The organism is Hydrogenophaga sp. A37 (assembly GCF_002001205.1).
Classification (GTDB): Bacteria; Pseudomonadota; Gammaproteobacteria; order Burkholderiales; family Burkholderiaceae_C; genus Hydrogenophaga.
Genome location: NZ_MUNZ01000101.1, coordinates 123,576 through 139,307, shown reverse-complemented (window position 1 = coordinate 139,307; position 15,732 = coordinate 123,576). Strand labels below are relative to the sequence as shown.

Annotated in this window: 14 protein-coding genes, 1 tRNA gene and 1 pseudogene; 3 read left to right on the top strand and 13 right to left on the bottom strand. The window is 60.0% G+C overall.

Annotation, left to right across the window (positions count from 1 at the left end; translation table 11 throughout):
• The first annotated feature begins 58 nt into the window (after positions 1-58).
• Both B0E41_RS11695 and B0E41_RS11690 read left to right on the top strand, forming a co-directional pair.
• Entirely contained in the window at positions 59-1,153 is a 1,095-nt protein-coding gene (locus B0E41_RS11695) for a TRAP transporter substrate-binding protein (protein ID WP_077331315.1), read from the top strand.
• 81 nt (positions 1,154-1,234) lie between these two features.
• Positions 1,235-1,789: an NUDIX hydrolase gene (locus B0E41_RS11690; protein WP_077331314.1), complete on the top strand. Its 555-nt coding sequence runs from the start codon at positions 1,235-1,237 to the stop codon at positions 1,787-1,789.
• Positions 1,790-1,886: 97 nt separating this feature from the next.
• Here the strand turns inward: B0E41_RS11690 and B0E41_RS11685 are convergent.
• From B0E41_RS11685 to aceA, 11 genes are all read right to left on the bottom strand, one after another.
• Positions 1,887-1,963: transfer RNA gene (locus B0E41_RS11685), tRNA-Pro, on the bottom strand.
• A 35-nt stretch (positions 1,964-1,998) separates the two neighbouring features.
• A complete protein-coding gene (locus B0E41_RS11680) occupies positions 1,999-2,451 on the bottom strand; it encodes a MerR family transcriptional regulator (protein WP_077331379.1) in 453 nt (150 codons plus the stop codon).
• Positions 2,452-2,652: 201 nt separating this feature from the next.
• The gene (locus B0E41_RS11675; protein ID WP_077331313.1) at positions 2,653-2,979 is read right to left on the bottom strand and encodes an integration host factor subunit alpha; all 327 of its coding nucleotides are present in this window, start codon (positions 2,977-2,979) and stop codon (positions 2,653-2,655) included.
• A gap of 38 nt (positions 2,980-3,017) precedes the next feature.
• Complete coding sequence (gene pheT, locus B0E41_RS11670) at positions 3,018-5,444, bottom strand: phenylalanine--tRNA ligase subunit beta (protein WP_077331312.1); 2,427 nt, start codon at positions 5,442-5,444, stop codon at positions 3,018-3,020.
• An 18-nt stretch (positions 5,445-5,462) separates the two neighbouring features.
• The gene (gene pheS, locus B0E41_RS11665) at positions 5,463-6,515 is read right to left on the bottom strand and encodes a phenylalanine--tRNA ligase subunit alpha (RefSeq protein ID WP_077331311.1); all 1,053 of its coding nucleotides are present in this window, start codon (positions 6,513-6,515) and stop codon (positions 5,463-5,465) included.
• A 126-nt stretch (positions 6,516-6,641) separates the two neighbouring features.
• Entirely contained in the window at positions 6,642-7,001 is a 360-nt protein-coding gene (gene rplT / locus B0E41_RS11660) for a 50S ribosomal protein L20 (RefSeq protein WP_066151478.1), read from the bottom strand.
• Positions 7,002-7,025: 24 nt separating this feature from the next.
• Positions 7,026-7,229, bottom strand: a complete 204-nt coding sequence (rpmI, locus tag B0E41_RS11655) for a 50S ribosomal protein L35 (RefSeq protein ID WP_066151481.1) — start codon at positions 7,227-7,229, stop codon at positions 7,026-7,028.
• 182 nt (positions 7,230-7,411) lie between these two features.
• On the bottom strand, positions 7,412-8,020 hold the full coding sequence (gene infC, locus B0E41_RS11650; protein WP_077331378.1) for a translation initiation factor IF-3: 609 nt from the start codon (positions 8,018-8,020) through the stop codon (positions 7,412-7,414).
• Between the two features lie 112 nt (positions 8,021-8,132).
• Positions 8,133-10,040: a threonine--tRNA ligase gene (gene thrS, locus B0E41_RS11645; protein ID WP_077331310.1), complete on the bottom strand. Its 1,908-nt coding sequence runs from the start codon at positions 10,038-10,040 to the stop codon at positions 8,133-8,135.
• Positions 10,041-10,254: 214 nt separating this feature from the next.
• Entirely contained in the window at positions 10,255-10,650 is a 396-nt protein-coding gene (locus B0E41_RS11640) for a DUF4189 domain-containing protein (protein WP_171984736.1), read from the bottom strand.
• A 257-nt stretch (positions 10,651-10,907) separates the two neighbouring features.
• A complete protein-coding gene (gene aceA / locus B0E41_RS11635; protein WP_077331308.1) occupies positions 10,908-12,239 on the bottom strand; it encodes an isocitrate lyase in 1,332 nt (443 codons plus the stop codon).
• Positions 12,240-12,683: 444 nt separating this feature from the next.
• Between aceA and B0E41_RS11630 the strand changes: the two are divergent.
• Positions 12,684-13,549: pseudogene (locus B0E41_RS11630) on the top strand (DMT family transporter).
• Here the strand turns inward: B0E41_RS11630 and B0E41_RS11625 are convergent.
• Together B0E41_RS11625 and hemN are read right to left on the bottom strand one after the other, a co-directional pair.
• Entirely contained in the window at positions 13,550-14,209 is a 660-nt protein-coding gene (locus tag B0E41_RS11625) for a sulfite exporter TauE/SafE family protein (RefSeq protein ID WP_363351079.1), read from the bottom strand.
• Between the two features lie 130 nt (positions 14,210-14,339).
• Entirely contained in the window at positions 14,340-15,719 is a 1,380-nt protein-coding gene (gene hemN / locus B0E41_RS11620; protein ID WP_077331306.1) for an oxygen-independent coproporphyrinogen III oxidase, read from the bottom strand.
• Positions 15,720-15,732: the final 13 nt, after the last annotated feature.

The following is a 15,732-nucleotide window of genomic DNA, read 5'->3' as shown; positions in this document are numbered from 1 at the left end:
GTCGGGCTGACTCCCTCGCTTTCCTCTTTTGATTGACTGAACCCAGGAGACCCTTCCCATGATCCAACGCAGAACCTTGCTACAGTCCGGCGCCGCCGTGGCCTTCGGTGCGCCCGCCCTGGTGGGCTTGGCGCAGCAAAGCGTCACGCTCAAGTTCCATACCTTCATGGCGCCGCAGTCCAACGTGTGGCTGAACATGCACAAGGCCTGGATGGACAAGGTCACCAAGGACTCGGACGGCCGCATCAAGTTCGAGGCCTACCCCGCCATGCAGCTGGGCGGCACGCCCGTGCAGCTGTTTGACCAGGCCCGCGACGGCGTGGTGGACATCGTCTGGACCCTGCCCGGCAACACGCCCGGCCGCTTCCCGCGCATCGAGGTGTTCGAGCTGCCGTTCATGATGAACAACGCCGAAGCCACCTCAAAAGCCTTCTGGGAATACACCCAGAGCGCCGCCAAGGACGAGTTCAAGGACGTGCAGGTGCTGGCGCTCCAGGTGCATGGCCCGGGCATGTTCCACATGCGCAACAAGCAGGTCAAAACCGCCGCTGACCTCGCCGGTTCCAAGGTGCGTGGCCCCACGCGCCAGATCACGAAGATGCTGAGCTACCTGGGCGCGTCGCCAGTGGGCATGCCCCTGCCGCAGATTCCCGACGCGCTCTCCAAAGGCGTGATCGACGGCTGCGTGATCCCCTGGGAAGTGGTGCCCTCGGTCAAGGTGCACGAGCTGACCAAGTTCCACAGCGAGTTCGACCCCGCCGGCGGCGCGCTCTACACGACCACGTTCGTGATGGCGATGAACAAGGCCAAATACGCTTCGCTGCCGCCCGACCTGAAGGCCATCATCGACAAGAACTCCGGCCTGGAGACCTCGGCCTGGCTGGGCAAGGTGCAGCAGACCGGCGACATCGCCGGTCGCGAATCGGCCGTCAAACAGGGCAACTCGATCTACACCATCCCCGCCGCCGAAGCGCAGGAATTCAAGCGCAAGGCCCGCCTGGTGGAGGTGGAGTGGATGCAGGACATGGACAAGCGCGGCTTCAACGGCAAGCAGCTGCTGGAGACCGCCAAGGGCCTGATCGAGAAGCACGGCAAGGTGGCCGCAGCGCCTGCGGCGCCCGCCAAAGCGGCGGCGCCGGCCAAGAAGGGCTGATCACCGGAGACCCTGTCTCCACCCCCACAGACCAAGGGCTCCTCACGGAGCCCTTGGTCATTTCCCCCTACACTTTGCCGCATGCAACGCAGCCCCATTCAGCACTGCCGCCAATGCGGCGCGAGCGTCACCTACCGGCTTCCCGACGACGGCGACACCAAACCCCGCGCGATCTGCACCGTGTGCCACACCGTGCACTACGAGAACCCGCTCAATGTGGTGGGCACGGTGCCGGTGTGGGGCGAGACCGGCGAACAGGTGCTGCTCTGCCTGCGCAACATCGAGCCGCGCAAGGGCAAATGGACCTTGCCGGCCGGCTTCATGGAGCTGGGCGAAACCACCGCCGAGGGCGCTCACCGCGAGACCATCGAAGAAGCGGGGGCGCAGATCGAACTCGGCGAGCTGTTCACCCTGATGAACGTGGCACGCGTCGGCCAGTTGCACATGTACTACCGGGCGCGTTTGCTCAGCGACCAGTTTGATCCCGGTTTTGAAACCATCGAAGCCAGGCTCTTCACCGAAGACCAGATTCCTTGGGACGAGATCGCGTTCCGCACGGTTCGCGAAACGCTGGAGTGCTATTTCGCCGACCGTCGCCTCGGACGTTTCAGATTTCACGCAATCGACATTGCGTGAAACCGCCGAGCGCGCCTCGGCCGACCTGGCAGCACGGGATTCCAGCCCCAGCCGAACGAAAAAGCCCGCAACCTTTCGATTGCGGGCTTTTCAATAATGGTCGGCGTGGCGGGATTCGAACTCGCGACCCCTTGCACCCCATGCAAGTGCGCTACCAGGCTGCGCTACACGCCGACAAGCCTCTCATTATAGCCAGCAATTGGCAGGTTTCAGACCTGCAGGCTCAGAAGCTCGCGAATTTCCAAGAGCTCGCGTCGCATACCGATCAACGAAGACGCGGGAATGGAAAAAGGAATCTCAGCAGGAGACCCGTCAGCAACCACATCGTCCACGCCCGCAGCTTCACTGAAGTCAACCAAATCGACTGCGTCACCGTCGTCGTTGCGGCGTCTCTCGCGTTCTGACTGCACCATTTCCTGCAGTTTGTTGCGGGCACCGCTGATGGTGAAACCCTGGTCGTACAGAAGTTCACGGATGCGCCGAATCATGAGTACTTCATGGTGCTGGTAGTAGCGGCGGTTGCCCCGGCGCTTCATGGGCCGCAACTGGGTAAATTCCTGCTCCCAATACCGCAGCACATGGGGCTTGACACCACACAGTTCGCCCACTTCGCCGATGGTGAAGTAGCGCTTGGCTGGTATGGGAGGAAGGGTTTTTTCCATGAAAATCAAAGCGGTACAAACCGAACCTTGAAATCTACTCTAACAATGGCTGGTCCGCGCAGCGCAGCAGAAATTTCTGTAAGCACTGTTGTGATTGTGTCGAGAAGTAAACAAACACCTCGCCGCCAACTTGAACAGCCAAAGAAAAAACGGTGACAAAAGTCACCGTTTTTTAGTATCCACGCTTGAAGGGGATTGCCTTCAGCCTCCAATCACTGCCATCTGCACCTGCTCCTTGAGCTTGGGGCTGGCGTGGAACGTGACCACGCGACGGGCCTCAATGGCCACAGGCTCGCCCGTACGGGGGTTTCGGCCCGGACGGGGTGCCTTCGTGCGAATCTGGAAATTGCCGAAACCTGAAATTTTCACGTCTGCGCCCTCCACCAGGCTGTCAGTGACGAGATCAAAAAACGCGTCGATCATGTCCTTCGATTCGCGTTTGTTCAAACCGATCTGGTCGAACAGCAACTCCGCCAGCTGCGCCTTGGTCAGGGCCGGGGTTTCCAGGCTTTCGACGGCGAGTTCCATGAAAATTCTCCTCAGTTGTTTTAAGTTTCGATACGGATTCAACGCAGCCGAGCACCAACCCCTTTGGACAACGCAACGAGTGCGTTTTTGACCACCGTATCGATTTCTTCTTCAGTCAGTGTAGCGTCGTCACGGTTGAGCGTCAGTCGAACCGCCAGACTCTTCTCGTCCGCAGCAAGACCACCAGATACGGCGCCATCGGCCAACCGCTTGGGGCGGTATACGTCGAACAGCACCGCGTTGCGCAGCAAGCTGCCGCCGCCCGAGCGGATCGCGTCCACCACGGTGGCGTGCGTCACCGACTCCTTGACCACGATGGCCAGGTCGCGCTCCACCGGCTGATGGCGGCTCACGGCCTGGAACATCGGCACATCTCGCGCGAGCACCGCGTCGAGCGCCAGTTCAAACATCACCGGCGCTTGCGGCAGATCGTAGGCCTGGCGCCACTTTGGGTGCAGCTCGCCCACATGGCCGATGCAGCGAGCATCCAGCCACACGCTAGCGCAGCGACCGGGGTGCATGGCTGGGTGCTCTGCGGGTTGGAACAAGGGTTGCAGCGGCGCCAGCAATGCTTGCACATCCCCTTTCACGTCGAAAAAATCGGCGCTACGCTCGGAGCTACCCCACTGAAGGCTGTCGACATTTCCGTATGCCAAGCCAGCCACATGCATGGGCTGATCGAAGCCAGCCACGCTGGCGTCACTGTCCTTCACGGAAGCGTCCTTGCGGAACACGCGGCCCACCTCGAACAGGCGCACGCGTTGCGCCTTGCGATCCAGGTTGAACTTCAGCACCGCGATCAGGCTGCCCAACAGCGACGACCGCATCACGCTCATCTGGCTGGCGATCGGGTTCAGCAACTTGATTGGGTCGGCATTGCCGGCCAGCTCACGCTCCCAGCGTTCCTCCACGAAGCTGAAGTTAATGGTTTCCTGGTAGCCCAGCTGAGCCAACAGGCGGCGCACTGCGAACGGACCGCGCTTGGATTCAGCGCGCAACTTGGCGGTAATTGGTGCGAGCGGTGGATGGGTCGGCAACTGTTCGTAGCCGATGATCCGCACCACCTCTTCGATCAGATCTTCCTCGATCTGCAGGTCAAAACGGAAGGCCGGCGGTGCAACCGTCACCGCGCCCTCACTTTCCGTGACTTGCAAACCCAGGCGACGCAGCGCGCCCACGCATTGTTCTTGTGTGACCGGCATGCCAATCACCTTGGCAGCGCGTGCCACGCGGAGCGTGACCGGCTTGCCTTCGGGCAGCACCAGTGTCTGGTCATCCAGCGGACCGGCCTGGCCACCGCAGATCTCCTGGACCAGTTGCGTGATGCGCTCGACGTGCTCAACAGTCGTGGACGGGTCCACGCCGCGCTCAAAGCGGTGACCTGCGTCGGTACTGAAGTTGTAGCGACGCGAGCGGCCAGCAATCGCTTTGGGCCACCAGAAGGCGGCCTCGATGAAGATGTTTTGCGTGTTTTCGGACACGGCGGTGGCGTCGCCGCCCATGATGCCCGCCAACGACTCGACCTGCTGGGCGTCGGCGATCACACCAACCTCGTCGTCCACCAAGATGGTATTTCCGTTGAGCAGCTTGAGCTGTTCGCCCTCGCGGCCCCAGCGCACTTGCAAACCGCCGTGGATTTTGTCGAGATCGAAGATGTGCGAGGGTCGACCCAACTCGTACATCACGTAGTTGGAAATATCCACCAGCGGGGAAATGCTGCGCTGACCGCAGCGCGCCAGGCGCTCGACCATCCAGGCAGGTGTGGCTGCACGCGTGTTCACACCGAGCACGATGCGACCGCTGAAGCGGCCACACAAATCTGACGCCTGAATGCTTACCGGCAGGCGGTCTTGTATCTGCACCGCGACCACGGGGAACTCAGGTTGCAGCAACGGTGCTCCGGTAAGCGCCGACACCTCGCGCGCAATGCCGTACACGCTCAGGCAGTGCGCCAGATTGGGCGTGAGTTTGAGCGTGAACAGCATGTCATCCAAGCTCAGCTGCTCGCGGATGTTGCGGCCAATGACGGCATCATCACCGAGCTCCAGCAGGCCATTGCCCTCTTCGGAAATATGCAGCTCCTTGGCCGAGCACAGCATGCCTTGGCTCTCGACGCCACGCAGCTTGCCGAGCTTGATGGCAAAGGGCTTGCCATCCTCACCCGGCGGTAGAAAAGCACCCACGGTGGCACAAGGGATCTTGATGCCGACACGCGCGTTGGGCGCGCCACAAACGATGTTCAACGGAACGCCCTGCCCCACATCCACTTGGCACACGCGCAGGCGATCGGCGTTGGGATGTTGCTCGGCGCTCAGGATCTGGCCCACCACCACGCCGGAGAAGGCAGGAGCAAACGGGCGCAGTTCTTCGACCTCCAGACCAGCCATGGTCAGGGTGTCGGCCAGTTGCTGGCTGGTCAGGGATGGATTGCAAAAGGCACGCAGCCAGGACTCAGGGAATTGCATCGTGTCGTACCGAATGGATCAGCGAAACTGCGAAAGAAAACGAATGTCGCCATCGAAGAACAGGCGCAGGTCGTTCAAGCCGTAACGCAGCATGGTCAAGCGGTCAGGCCCCATGCCGAAGGCAAATCCGATGTAGCGCTCGGGGTCCAGGCCCATGTTGCGCACCACGTTCGGGTGCACCTCACCGGAACCCGCCACCTCCAGCCAGCGGCCGGCCAGCGGGCCGCTTTGGAACTGGATGTCGATCTCGGCGCTCGGCTCCGTAAAAGGGAAAAAGCTGGGACGGAAACGCAGCACCAGATCATCGGATTCGAAGAAGGTGCGGCAGAAATCGGTGAACACGACCTTGAGGTCCTTGAAGCTCACGTTCTCGCCAATCCACAGGCCTTCGCACTGGTGAAACATGGGCGAATGGGTGGCGTCGCTGTCCACGCGGTACGTGCGCCCCGGCGCGATCACGCGTATCTCGGGCATCGGCAGACCGGCGTCGAGCGCAGCGCGGTGGCGCTTGACGTGCTGCACCGCATGGCGGATCTGCATTGGGCTGGTGTGTGTGCGCAGCAGGTTCGGTGCTTTGGCGCTGCCACCTTCCACATAGAAGGTGTCGTGCATGGAACGCGCAGGGTGGTCTTCGGGGGTGTTCAGCGCGGTGAAGTTGAACCAGTCAGACTCGATCTCGGGGCCTTCGGCAACTTCAAAGCCTTGCGAGCTGAAGATCGCTTCGATGCGTTCCAATGTCAGGCTCACAGGATGCAAACCACCCTGGCCGCGCTGACGGCCTGGCAGACTCACGTCGAGCGCCTCGGCTTTGAGTTGGGTTTCGAGCTCCGCATCGGCCAGAGCCTGACGCCTCGCATTGAGGGTGGCTTCGATGGCCTGCTTGGCCACATTGATCGCGGCTCCACGGGTCTTTTTCTCCTCGACCGGGAGCGCCGCCATGCCCTTCATCAGCTCGGTGATGCGACCCGATTTGCCTAAGTACTGGGCTTTGGCGTTTTCAAGATCGGCCGGGGTAGCAGCTTGCGCGAAGCCAGCGCGGGCGCTGTCAACCAGTGCGTCCAACTCGTTCATGTGTGTTTTGTGCAGAGAAATGAAAAAAGGGGCTGAGAGCAGCGAGGGAACCCCTCAAGCCTCAACCCCTTTGAGCGACGGGAAACCGCCATCACCCTTGCGGGCAATGACGTTCTCCGCCGTGAATCAAGCGGCCAGCTTGGCTTTGACTTGCTCCACGATGCTGTTGAAAGCAGCAACGTCGTTCACGGCCAGATCGGCCAGGACCTTGCGGTCGATTTCGATCTGGGCCTTCTTCAGGCCGTTGGCGAACTGGCTGTACGTCAGGCCGCAAGCACGTGCACCGGCGTTGATACGCGCGATCCACAGCTGACGGAAAACGCGCTTCTTGGTGCGGCGGTCACGGTAAGCATACTGACCGGCCTTCATCACCGCCTGTTTGGCGATGCGGAAGACATTGCCGCGGCGACCGCGGAAACCTTTGGCAAGGGCGAGAACTTTTTTGTGACGGGCGCGTGCCGTTACACCACGTTTGACGCGAGGCATGTGTGACTCCTTGTTCGTCGTTGATCAAATGCCCATGCCGGGCAGCATCTGTGCCATGTGACCCATATTGGTCTCATGCACAGTCACCGCACCACGCAGATGGCGCTTGTTCTTGGTGGTCTTCTTGGTCAGGATGTGACGTTTGAAGGCTTGGCCGCGTTTGACGGTGCCACCGGGACGCACGCGGAATCGCTTCTTCGCGCTGCTCTTGGTCTTCATTTTGGGCATGTGAATGCTCCTTTTCATTTGTGCTCGTGAGGCGCCGCGAACCTTCCGCGGACTTGTTGGCCCCGAGCCACTTTTGGTGAAAGGCTTTTCAGCCTTTCAATTCGGCACAGCGGACTTCACCACCGACCTCGAACCGGCAGGAGACTACCCTGCCCGTTCAATCTTGTTGATTCAGACTGCGCTCAAGACGCCGACTGCTCAGTGCTTTGCACCGCAGGCTCTGCCTTGGGTGCGCCGCCACCAGCTTTTTTGCGTCCGGGCGCGATCATCATGATCATCTGGCGCCCTTCTAGCTTGGGAAACTGCTCTATCACGATCGAATCGGCCAACTCATCGCGGATGCGATTGAGCAAGGCCAAACCCAGTTCCTGGTGCGTGATCTCGCGGCCACGAAAGCGCAGCGTGATCTTGCATTTGTCGCCGTCATCCAGAAAGCGCCGGATATTGCGCATCTTGATGTTGTAGTCACCGTCATCGGTGCCCGGGCGGAACTTGATTTCCTTGATCTCGATGACCGTCTGCTTGGCCTTGGCTTCCGCTGCCTTTTTCTGCTCCTGGTATTTGAACTTGCCGTAGTCCATCAGGCGACACACGGGTGGCACAGCGGTGGCGGCAATTTCAACCAGATCCACATCCAACTCACCGGCCATGCGCAACGCGTCCATCAGACTGACGATGCCAAGCGGCTCATTTTCAGGTCCATTCAGACGAACCTCGGGGGCCATGATTTCACGGTTCAGTCGGTGTGCGCGCTCTTCGCGTTGGCGGCGGTCGCGAAAGTTGGTAGCTATGGTGAGTTCCTTTGTGTGGGCAGAAATGACAGGCGGGCGACCCCTTGGCCGCCACTTCGCATCTGCGATGTGTGCAACAGCCGCACGGGGATCACCAACCGAATGTTTGAATTCAAACCTTGGATGAAACGTCTGCCGCAATCAGTCTGGAAAAGTCTTCCAGCGGCATAACACCGAGGTCTTTGTTACCTCGCGCCCGCACAGCCACCGCACCAGCTTCTTTCTCTTTGTCGCCCACGACAAGGATGTAAGGCAGCTTTTGCAACGCGTGCTCCCGTATTTTATACGTGATTTTCTCGTTGCGCAGGTCCGCCATGACCCTAAGCCCTTGATTTTGCAGAGATTTGACGATTTCGCGACAGTACTCGGCCTGCGAGTCGGTGATATTGAGCACCGCAACCTGTACGGGTGCGAGCCACACGGGCAAGGCGCCGGCGTGTTGCTCAATCAGAATACCGATGAAACGCTCCAAGCTGCCGACGATGGCTCTGTGCAACATCACAGGGCGATGGCGGGCACCGTCTTCCCCCACGTACTCAGCATCGAGGCGCTCGGTCATGAAGAAGTCCACCTGCATGGTGCCGCACTGCCACTGGCGACCGATCGCATCCTTGAGCGTGTATTCGATCTTCGGGCCGTAGAAAGCGCCCTCGCCGGGCGAAAGCTCAAAGTCACAACCTGAAGCACGCAGGCTCTCGATCAAAGCGTGCTCGGCTTTGTTCCAGCTTTCGTCGCTGCCGATACGGGCTTCGGGTCGCGTCGCCACCTTGTAAATGATGTTGCTGAAGCCAAAATCTTTGTAGACTTTTTGCAGTAGGGCTGTGTAGGCCACGCACTCGGACAGGATCATGTCCTCGGTGCAGAAAATGTGGCCATCGTCCTGCGTGAAAGCGCGCACCCGCATGATGCCGTGCAGACCGCCGGTGGGCTCGTTGCGGTGGCATTGGCCAAATTCGCCGTAGCGCAGCGGCAGGTCGCGGTAGCTCTTGATGCCCTGCTTGAAGATCAGGATGTGGCCCGGGCAATTCATCGGCTTCAAGGCGTAGTCGCGTTTTTCACTCTCGGTGGTGAACATGTTGTCGCGATACTTGTCCCAGTGGCCCGTTTTTTCCCACAAGCCTTTGTCCAGGATCTGTGGGCCTTTGACTTCCTGGTAGTCGTTGTCGCGGTACACGCGGCGCATGTACTGCTCCACCTCCTGCCACACCGTCCAGCCCTTGGGGTGCCAGAACACGGTGCCAGGAGAATGCTCGTCGATGTGAAACAGATCGAGTTCACGCCCCAGCTTGCGGTGGTCGCGCTTCTCCGCCTCTTCCAGCATTGTCAGGTACTGCTGCAATTCGTCCTTGGTTGCCCAGGCCGTACCGTAAATGCGCTGCAGCATCTCGTTGCGGTGATCGCCGCGCCAGTAGGCGCCCGCCACCTTCATGAGCTTGAAATGCTTGAGCTTGCCCGTGCTGGGCACGTGCGGGCCGCGGCACAGATCTTCGAACTGGCCTTCGCGGTACAGCGACACATCCTCGTTGCTCGGGATGCTGGCGATAATTTCCGCTTTGTAGTGTTCCCCCAGACCTTTGAAGTAGGCCACGGCCTCGTCGCGCGGCAGCACGCGACGTACGACTGGTTCGTCCTTGTTGGACAGCTCGATCATCTTCTTCTCGATGGCCACCAGGTCGTCCGGTGTGAATGGCCGTTTGTATGAGAAGTCATAGAAGAAACCGTGCTCGATCACAGGGCCAATGGTCACCTGTGCGTCCGGGAACAGTTCTTTCACTGCATATGCAAGCAAGTGGGCGGTGGAGTGGCGAATGACCTCCAGTCCATCGGCATCCTTGGCGGTGACGATGGCGAGCGGGCTGTCGGTGACGATCTGGAAACTGGTGTCCACCACCCTTCCATTGATCTTGCCGGCCAGAGCGGCCTTGGCCAGCCCAGTGCCGATGGAGGCGGCCACCTCGGCCACCGTGACCGGGCCGGGAAATTCGCGTTGTGAACCGTCGGGGAGCGTGATGTGAAGCATGGGAAGTCCAGAAACAAAAAAAGCGCGGCAAAGGCCGCGCTGGATGTGAATGAGAAGGAATCGGGCAGGCGCGAACTGCAGACCTCACAAGGCCAGAGAGAACATCTCCGTAGTTCGCGGTGTCATAACCAAACTGCCTTTCCTGCTCTTCAAAAGATTAAAATCACTCGGATTTTCCCACAATTTCTGTCAGGCAACTTCTTGCGACGCAGGCTCAATTGCACTGCGTTTCCAGCCATCCCGGGATTTCACACGAGACACCACCCTTGGCAATACACTGAGACAGGGCGCGGGAATCTGCGACCTCTTTCGAGCCAGCGCTGCCCACACCCCAAACGCCGTTACCAGCAGCCCAAGCCGCCGAACCACAGGTTCCATTGCCGGAAAACTCCAGGATCACCGCACAGCCGGCACCACTGTCGTCCGCACATTTGTCGACGACATCGCTGTTGGCTTCGGGCTGGGATGTGTAGTTGACCACGATAGCCCCATAGCCGTTCGACATGTTGACGGCAATGGCGCCCCTCGCAGTCGTGTCACCACCGCCACCACAAGCCGCCAAAGCCGAAGCGACGGACAGCGCAGACACCCATTTCCAATTGATCAACACGTGAATCTCTCCTGTTTGTGATGGGCAGGCACGCCAGCCCGGATCGGCAAATACGCCAACGGCATCTAGTCTATCGCCGGCCAACATCGGTGCCTGTATGAAATTGGCGACAAGTGCGTGGCACCCAACGCGCTATCCGGAGTCCACAAAACTGGAAAGCCCCTGAAGCGTCGAAGCGCTCAGGGGCTTTATCGCGAGCTGCTGCATCGAGGCGCGCCAGACGATCAGCGCAACCCATGCAGCAAAGCCTCACTGTCTCAGTGGAACTGCTCTTCTTCGGTTGAGCCGGTCAGCGCCTTCACGCTGGAAGAACCGCCCTGGATCACGGTGGTCACGTCGTCGAAGTAACCGGCGCCCACCTCCTGCTGGTGCGACACGAAGGTGTAGCCCTTATCGCGAGCGGCAAATTCCTGCTCTTGGACCATTTCCGTGTAGTGCTTCATGCCTTCGCCACGGGCGTAAGCGTGGGCAAACTGGAAGGTATTGAACCAGTTGATGTGGATGCCAGCCAGCGTGATGAACTGGTAGCGGTAGCCCAGCGCGGCCAGGTCTTCCTGGAAGGAAGCGATCTGCTTGTCGTCCAGGTTTTTCTTCCAGTTGAAGGAAGGCGAGCAGTTGTAGGACAGCAGCTTGCCCGGGCAGGCTGCTTGCACGGCTTGCGCGAATTCACGGGCGAAGCCGATGTCGGGCACACCGGTCTCGCACCACACCAGGTCGGCGTAGGGCGCGTAGGCAACACCGCGGCTGATGGCTTGTTCCAAACCGTTCTTGACGCGGTAGAAGCCTTCCTGCGTGCGCTCGCCGGTCAGGAAAGGTTTGTCGTTGGCATCGTGATCGCTGGTGATCAGATTGGCGGCTTCGGCATCGGTGCGGGCCAGCACAATGGTTGAAACGCCCATCACGTCAGCGGCAAAGCGAGCCGCGATCAACTTCTCGCAGGCTTCCTGGGTAGGCACGAGCACCTTGCCACCCATGTGCCCACATTTCTTCACAGCGGCCAGTTGGTCTTCGAAGTGAACGCCCGCCGCACCGGAGGCGATCATGTTTTTCATCAGCTCGAAGGCGTTCAGAACGCCACCGAAACCGGCTTCAGCATCGGCCACGATGGGCAGGAAGTAGTCCACAAAGTCCTTGGAACCTGGCTCGATGCCACGGCCCCACTGGATCTCGTCAGCGCGCTTGAACGTGTTGTTGATGCGGCGCACCATGGTGGGCACCGAGTCATATGCGTACAGCGACTGGTCGGGGTACATGGTCTCGCTGGTGTTGCCGTCGGCGGCGACTTGCCAGCCCGACAGATACACCGCCTCCAGACCGGCCTTGGCCTGCTGCATGGCTTGGCCAGCAGTGATGGCGCCGAAAGCGTTGACATAACCCTTTTTGGCGCCGCCGTTGACCTTGTCCCACAGCTTTTCGGCACCGCGCTTGGCCAGCGTGTGCTCGATCTGCATGCTGCCACGCAGGCGCACGACGTCGGCGGCGGAGTAGCCGCGCTTCACACCTTTCCAGCGTGGGTTGGTGGCCCAGTCTTTTTCCAGGGCGTCGATCTGTTGTTGGCGGCTGAGTTGTTCGGTGAGGGACTGGGGCATTTGAACTCTCCATGAGGTTGAAGGAAGGGGTCGGCAGCGCCCGCATGCGAACGGGATGCTGATGTGTCTACTTTAAGTCTTATAGAAGACTTTTAAAATCTCTTATGTCTTATACAAGACAAAAAATAAACTGTTTAATATCAATGTTATTTTCAATTAATTTCTCCACATGAAATTTAAATTCTTATATTGAGAAAATATCTTGCGATGCAACATTATGCATTTTTATATTATGAAAACTTGCTCTCTCATAACGAAAGAATGCATTCAGCGAGATTGGCCAGTCCTTGTGACACGACCTTCCAGCGTTCGAAACCACCCGAAGACTCACCTACACGGTGCCAGGATTCAGTTCAATCTCGTCAGGCATGATGCCCACCCATAATTGATTCGAACAACGCGCCCCTGCTTGGCTCGCGGTGGCTGGCCTATGTAAGTTTGGCCATGAGCATGTCACTGGTCGGCAGCTACATTGCACTGTCAAAACCGCTGGTCGCGGTCCTACCTGTGTTTTTACTGGCCTGGCTTCGTTTTGGGATTGGTGGCTTGGCCATGGTCAGCTGGCTGCGCAAGCCGTCCAACGAACCCACCTGGAGCCCGCACACCCGGCGCCTGCTCTTTCTCGAATCCTTCCTGGGTAACTTCCTCTTTTCCATTTGCATGTTGTTCGGCGTCAGTCTGACGACTGCGGTGGCGGCAGGTGTGGTGATGTCGTCCATACCTGCTGTGGTCGCGGTGTTGAGCCGGGTGTTCCTCAATGAGCGCATCGGTAAACGCACCTGGGGTGGCATCGCCTGTGCAGCCATCGGTATTGGGCTGTTCTCATTGCAAAAAGACGCCCACATCCATGCCGCAGGGTCACCGGGACCGCTGGGTCTGGATCTGCAGGTGTGGGGCAACCTGTTGGTGTTTGCCGCCGTCGTGTGCGAAGCGGCCTATGTGGTGATCGGCAAACGACTCACAGAAGGCCTCGGCCCGAAACGCATCTCGGCCATCATCAATCTGTGGGGCTTTGTGCTCGTCACGCCGCTGGGCATCTGGGCCGCGTGGCGCTTCGATTTCGGCGCCGTGGGGGATTGCTGGTGTTTTACGCTCTGGCCGCCAGCGTCTGGACGGTGTGGCTGTGGATGACCGGGCTGAAGAGCGTCCCCGCATCGAGGGCCGGGGTGTTCTCCATCATGCTGCCCGTCAGCGCCGCAACCATCGGCGTGTTGTTCATGGGCGAACAGCTCGCGCCCATACAGCTTTTGGCGTTTGGCATCGCCCTTCTGGGCCTGGTGCTTGCCACCCTTCCCAGCCGAAAACCCTGATCAGGCACACCACAGCCCGGTGGGGTTGGTGATGCCCATCCAGAGCGCCCAGCCCGAAGTGGCCGCCAGCGCCATTCCCGCCAGGCGAATGCCCCAGGCGCCAGAACGGCCGCCGCGCAAACGCAGCAAGAGCCAGGGCCCGGCGGTCAAGGAGATTGAAGTGCCCGCCGAAAACAGCGCCATGATGAGCGCGCCTTCCATCGCGTTGGCCGAGAGCGAGGCAACCAGCAACGCCGAGTACAGCAAGCCGCAAGGCATCAAGGCCCAAGCCACACCCAGCACCACCGGGGCCTTGTTGCCCAGTTGGCCGAGCACGGGGCGCGCTTTGCGCCAGACGCTTTGCCCCAGACCTTCCAGCCAAGCGGGTTGCCTTGCTTGCCAGATCAGCACGGCACCCAGGAACAGCGCCGCCACATGGAACATCGTCCAGACCGGACGAATGACGGCGGTGTTGGTGCCCAACCAAGCCAGCCCTTGCACCGACCCAGCGGCGAACGCACCAAAGAGCGCGTAGCCCAGCATGCGACTGACCTGAAACGACCAAAGCGCCTGCGTGCTGTGCTCGCCAGCGGCGCGGCTGATACCCGCGCACGCAGCCCCGCACATGGCCACACAGTGCGGGCCACCGGCCAGCCCCATGAACAGGGCAGTGATCGCCATGGAAGTCTGCATTAGAGAACTCTAGCAGGCAGGTGGAACGAGACATCGGATGCCCCCACAAGCCTCACCCATGCCCTGCGCCTGGCAGTTCTTGCCTGCATGAACGTCTGCACCAGACGACCATTTCACCTCAGATGATCTTGGAGAACCGAGCCCGGTCCTGATCCACTTGCAGGTTTTTATCAAACACCATCGCAATGGCGCGCACCAGGTACCAGCCCGTGGCCGTCACCTGCACACCCGATTCATCAATGCTCACCAGCCCTTGCTCGGCGAAGCTGGCCAACAACTCAAGTTCTCGCACAAAGTACGTCCTGCAGTCGATGAGATGACCCAGGTTGATCGACTCATACTGCAACTGCCCCTGACACATCAAGGACATGATGACGGACCTGCGCAACAGGTCGTCACGCGTGAGAGCGAGGCCACGAATGATCGGCAAACGACCCTGGTCCAGGGCGTCGTAATACTCTTCGAGTGTCTTGGCGTTCTGGCTGTAGGTGGCGCCAATGCGTCCGATGGCCGACACACCCAAAGCAATGAGGTCGCAGTCGGGCTGCGTGCTGTAGCCCTGGAAGTTGCGGTGCAGGCGCCCCTGCCGCTTGGCCACCGCCAGCGCATCGGTCGGAAGCGCAAAGTGGTCCATTCCGACATACACATAGCCTGCTTCGCTCAACGCATCCAGCGAAGCTGAGAGCATGGACAGCTTGTCCCCGGGGCTGGGCAATTCCGCCGCGACGATTCGGCGCTGCGGTTTGAAGCGCGAAGGAAGATGGGCATAGGCGTACAGTGCAATGCGGTCCGGGCGCAGTTGGTTGACCTGCGCCAGCGTGCGAGCAAACGACTCAGGGGTTTGCAGCGGCAGGCCGTAGATCAGGTCCACATTCACCGACTCGAAGCCGATTTTGCGGGCGGTCTCCACCAGTTCAAACACCTGTTCGGCTGGCTGGACACGGTGCACGGCCTTCTGCACCGCGGGATCGAAGTCCTGCACGCCAAAGCTCAAACGATTGAAACCCAGGCGCGCCAAGGTCTGCAAGCGCTGGCCTGTCACTGTGCGGGGGTCCACTTCAATCGAATACTCTCCGCCGGGCACCAGCGTGAAGTTGCGGCGAATCATCGCCATCAGGTCTTCGAGCTCGCCATCCGACAGGAATGTGGGCGTGCCGCCACCCAGGTGCAGTTGCGACACGCTGTGCCCCTTGCCAAAATGGGCCACCTGCAGCTCCACTTCACGGGACAGGTAACGCAGGTACTCAGCCGCCTTCTCGTGGTGCTTGGTGATCACCTTGTTGCAGGCGCAGTAGTAACACACCGACTCGCAAAACGGCACATGCACATAAAGCGACAGCGGCAAAGCCATCGAACCCGCTCGACGCTGCTCCAGGGCCTGCACGTAGTCGGACTCGGTGAATGCCTCAACAAACCGATCAGCCGTCGGGTACGAGGTATAGCGCGGTCCAGGGATATCGAACCGCTTGAGCAATTCGTCGGAAATGGCGTGACTCACAGGCAATTCTCCA

Coding starts and splice junctions, on each gene's coding strand:
- B0E41_RS11675 (WP_077331313.1), bottom strand. CDS start 2,979: ATGGAACTCGCCGTCGAAAGCCTGGAAACCCCGGCCCTGACCAAGGCG.
- thrS (WP_077331310.1), bottom strand. CDS start 10,040: ATGCTTCACATCACGCTCCCCGACGGTTCACAACGCGAATTTCCCGGC.
- B0E41_RS11695 (WP_077331315.1), top strand. CDS start 59: ATGATCCAACGCAGAACCTTGCTACAGTCCGGCGCCGCCGTGGCCTTC.
- pheS (WP_077331311.1), bottom strand. CDS start 6,515: ATGAACGAGTTGGACGCACTGGTTGACAGCGCCCGCGCTGGCTTCGCG.
- rplT (WP_066151478.1), bottom strand. CDS start 7,001: ATGCCTCGCGTCAAACGTGGTGTAACGGCACGCGCCCGTCACAAAAAA.
- aceA (WP_077331308.1), bottom strand. CDS start 12,239: ATGCCCCAGTCCCTCACCGAACAACTCAGCCGCCAACAACAGATCGAC.
- rpmI (WP_066151481.1), bottom strand. CDS start 7,229: ATGCCCAAAATGAAGACCAAGAGCAGCGCGAAGAAGCGATTCCGCGTG.
- B0E41_RS11625 (WP_363351079.1), bottom strand. CDS start 14,209: ATGGCGATCACTGCCCTGTTCATGGGGCTGGCCGGTGGCCCGCACTGT.
- pheT (WP_077331312.1), bottom strand. CDS start 5,444: ATGCAATTCCCTGAGTCCTGGCTGCGTGCCTTTTGCAATCCATCCCTG.
- B0E41_RS11680 (WP_077331379.1), bottom strand. CDS start 2,451: ATGGAAAAAACCCTTCCTCCCATACCAGCCAAGCGCTACTTCACCATC.
- B0E41_RS11690 (WP_077331314.1), top strand. CDS start 1,235: ATGCAACGCAGCCCCATTCAGCACTGCCGCCAATGCGGCGCGAGCGTC.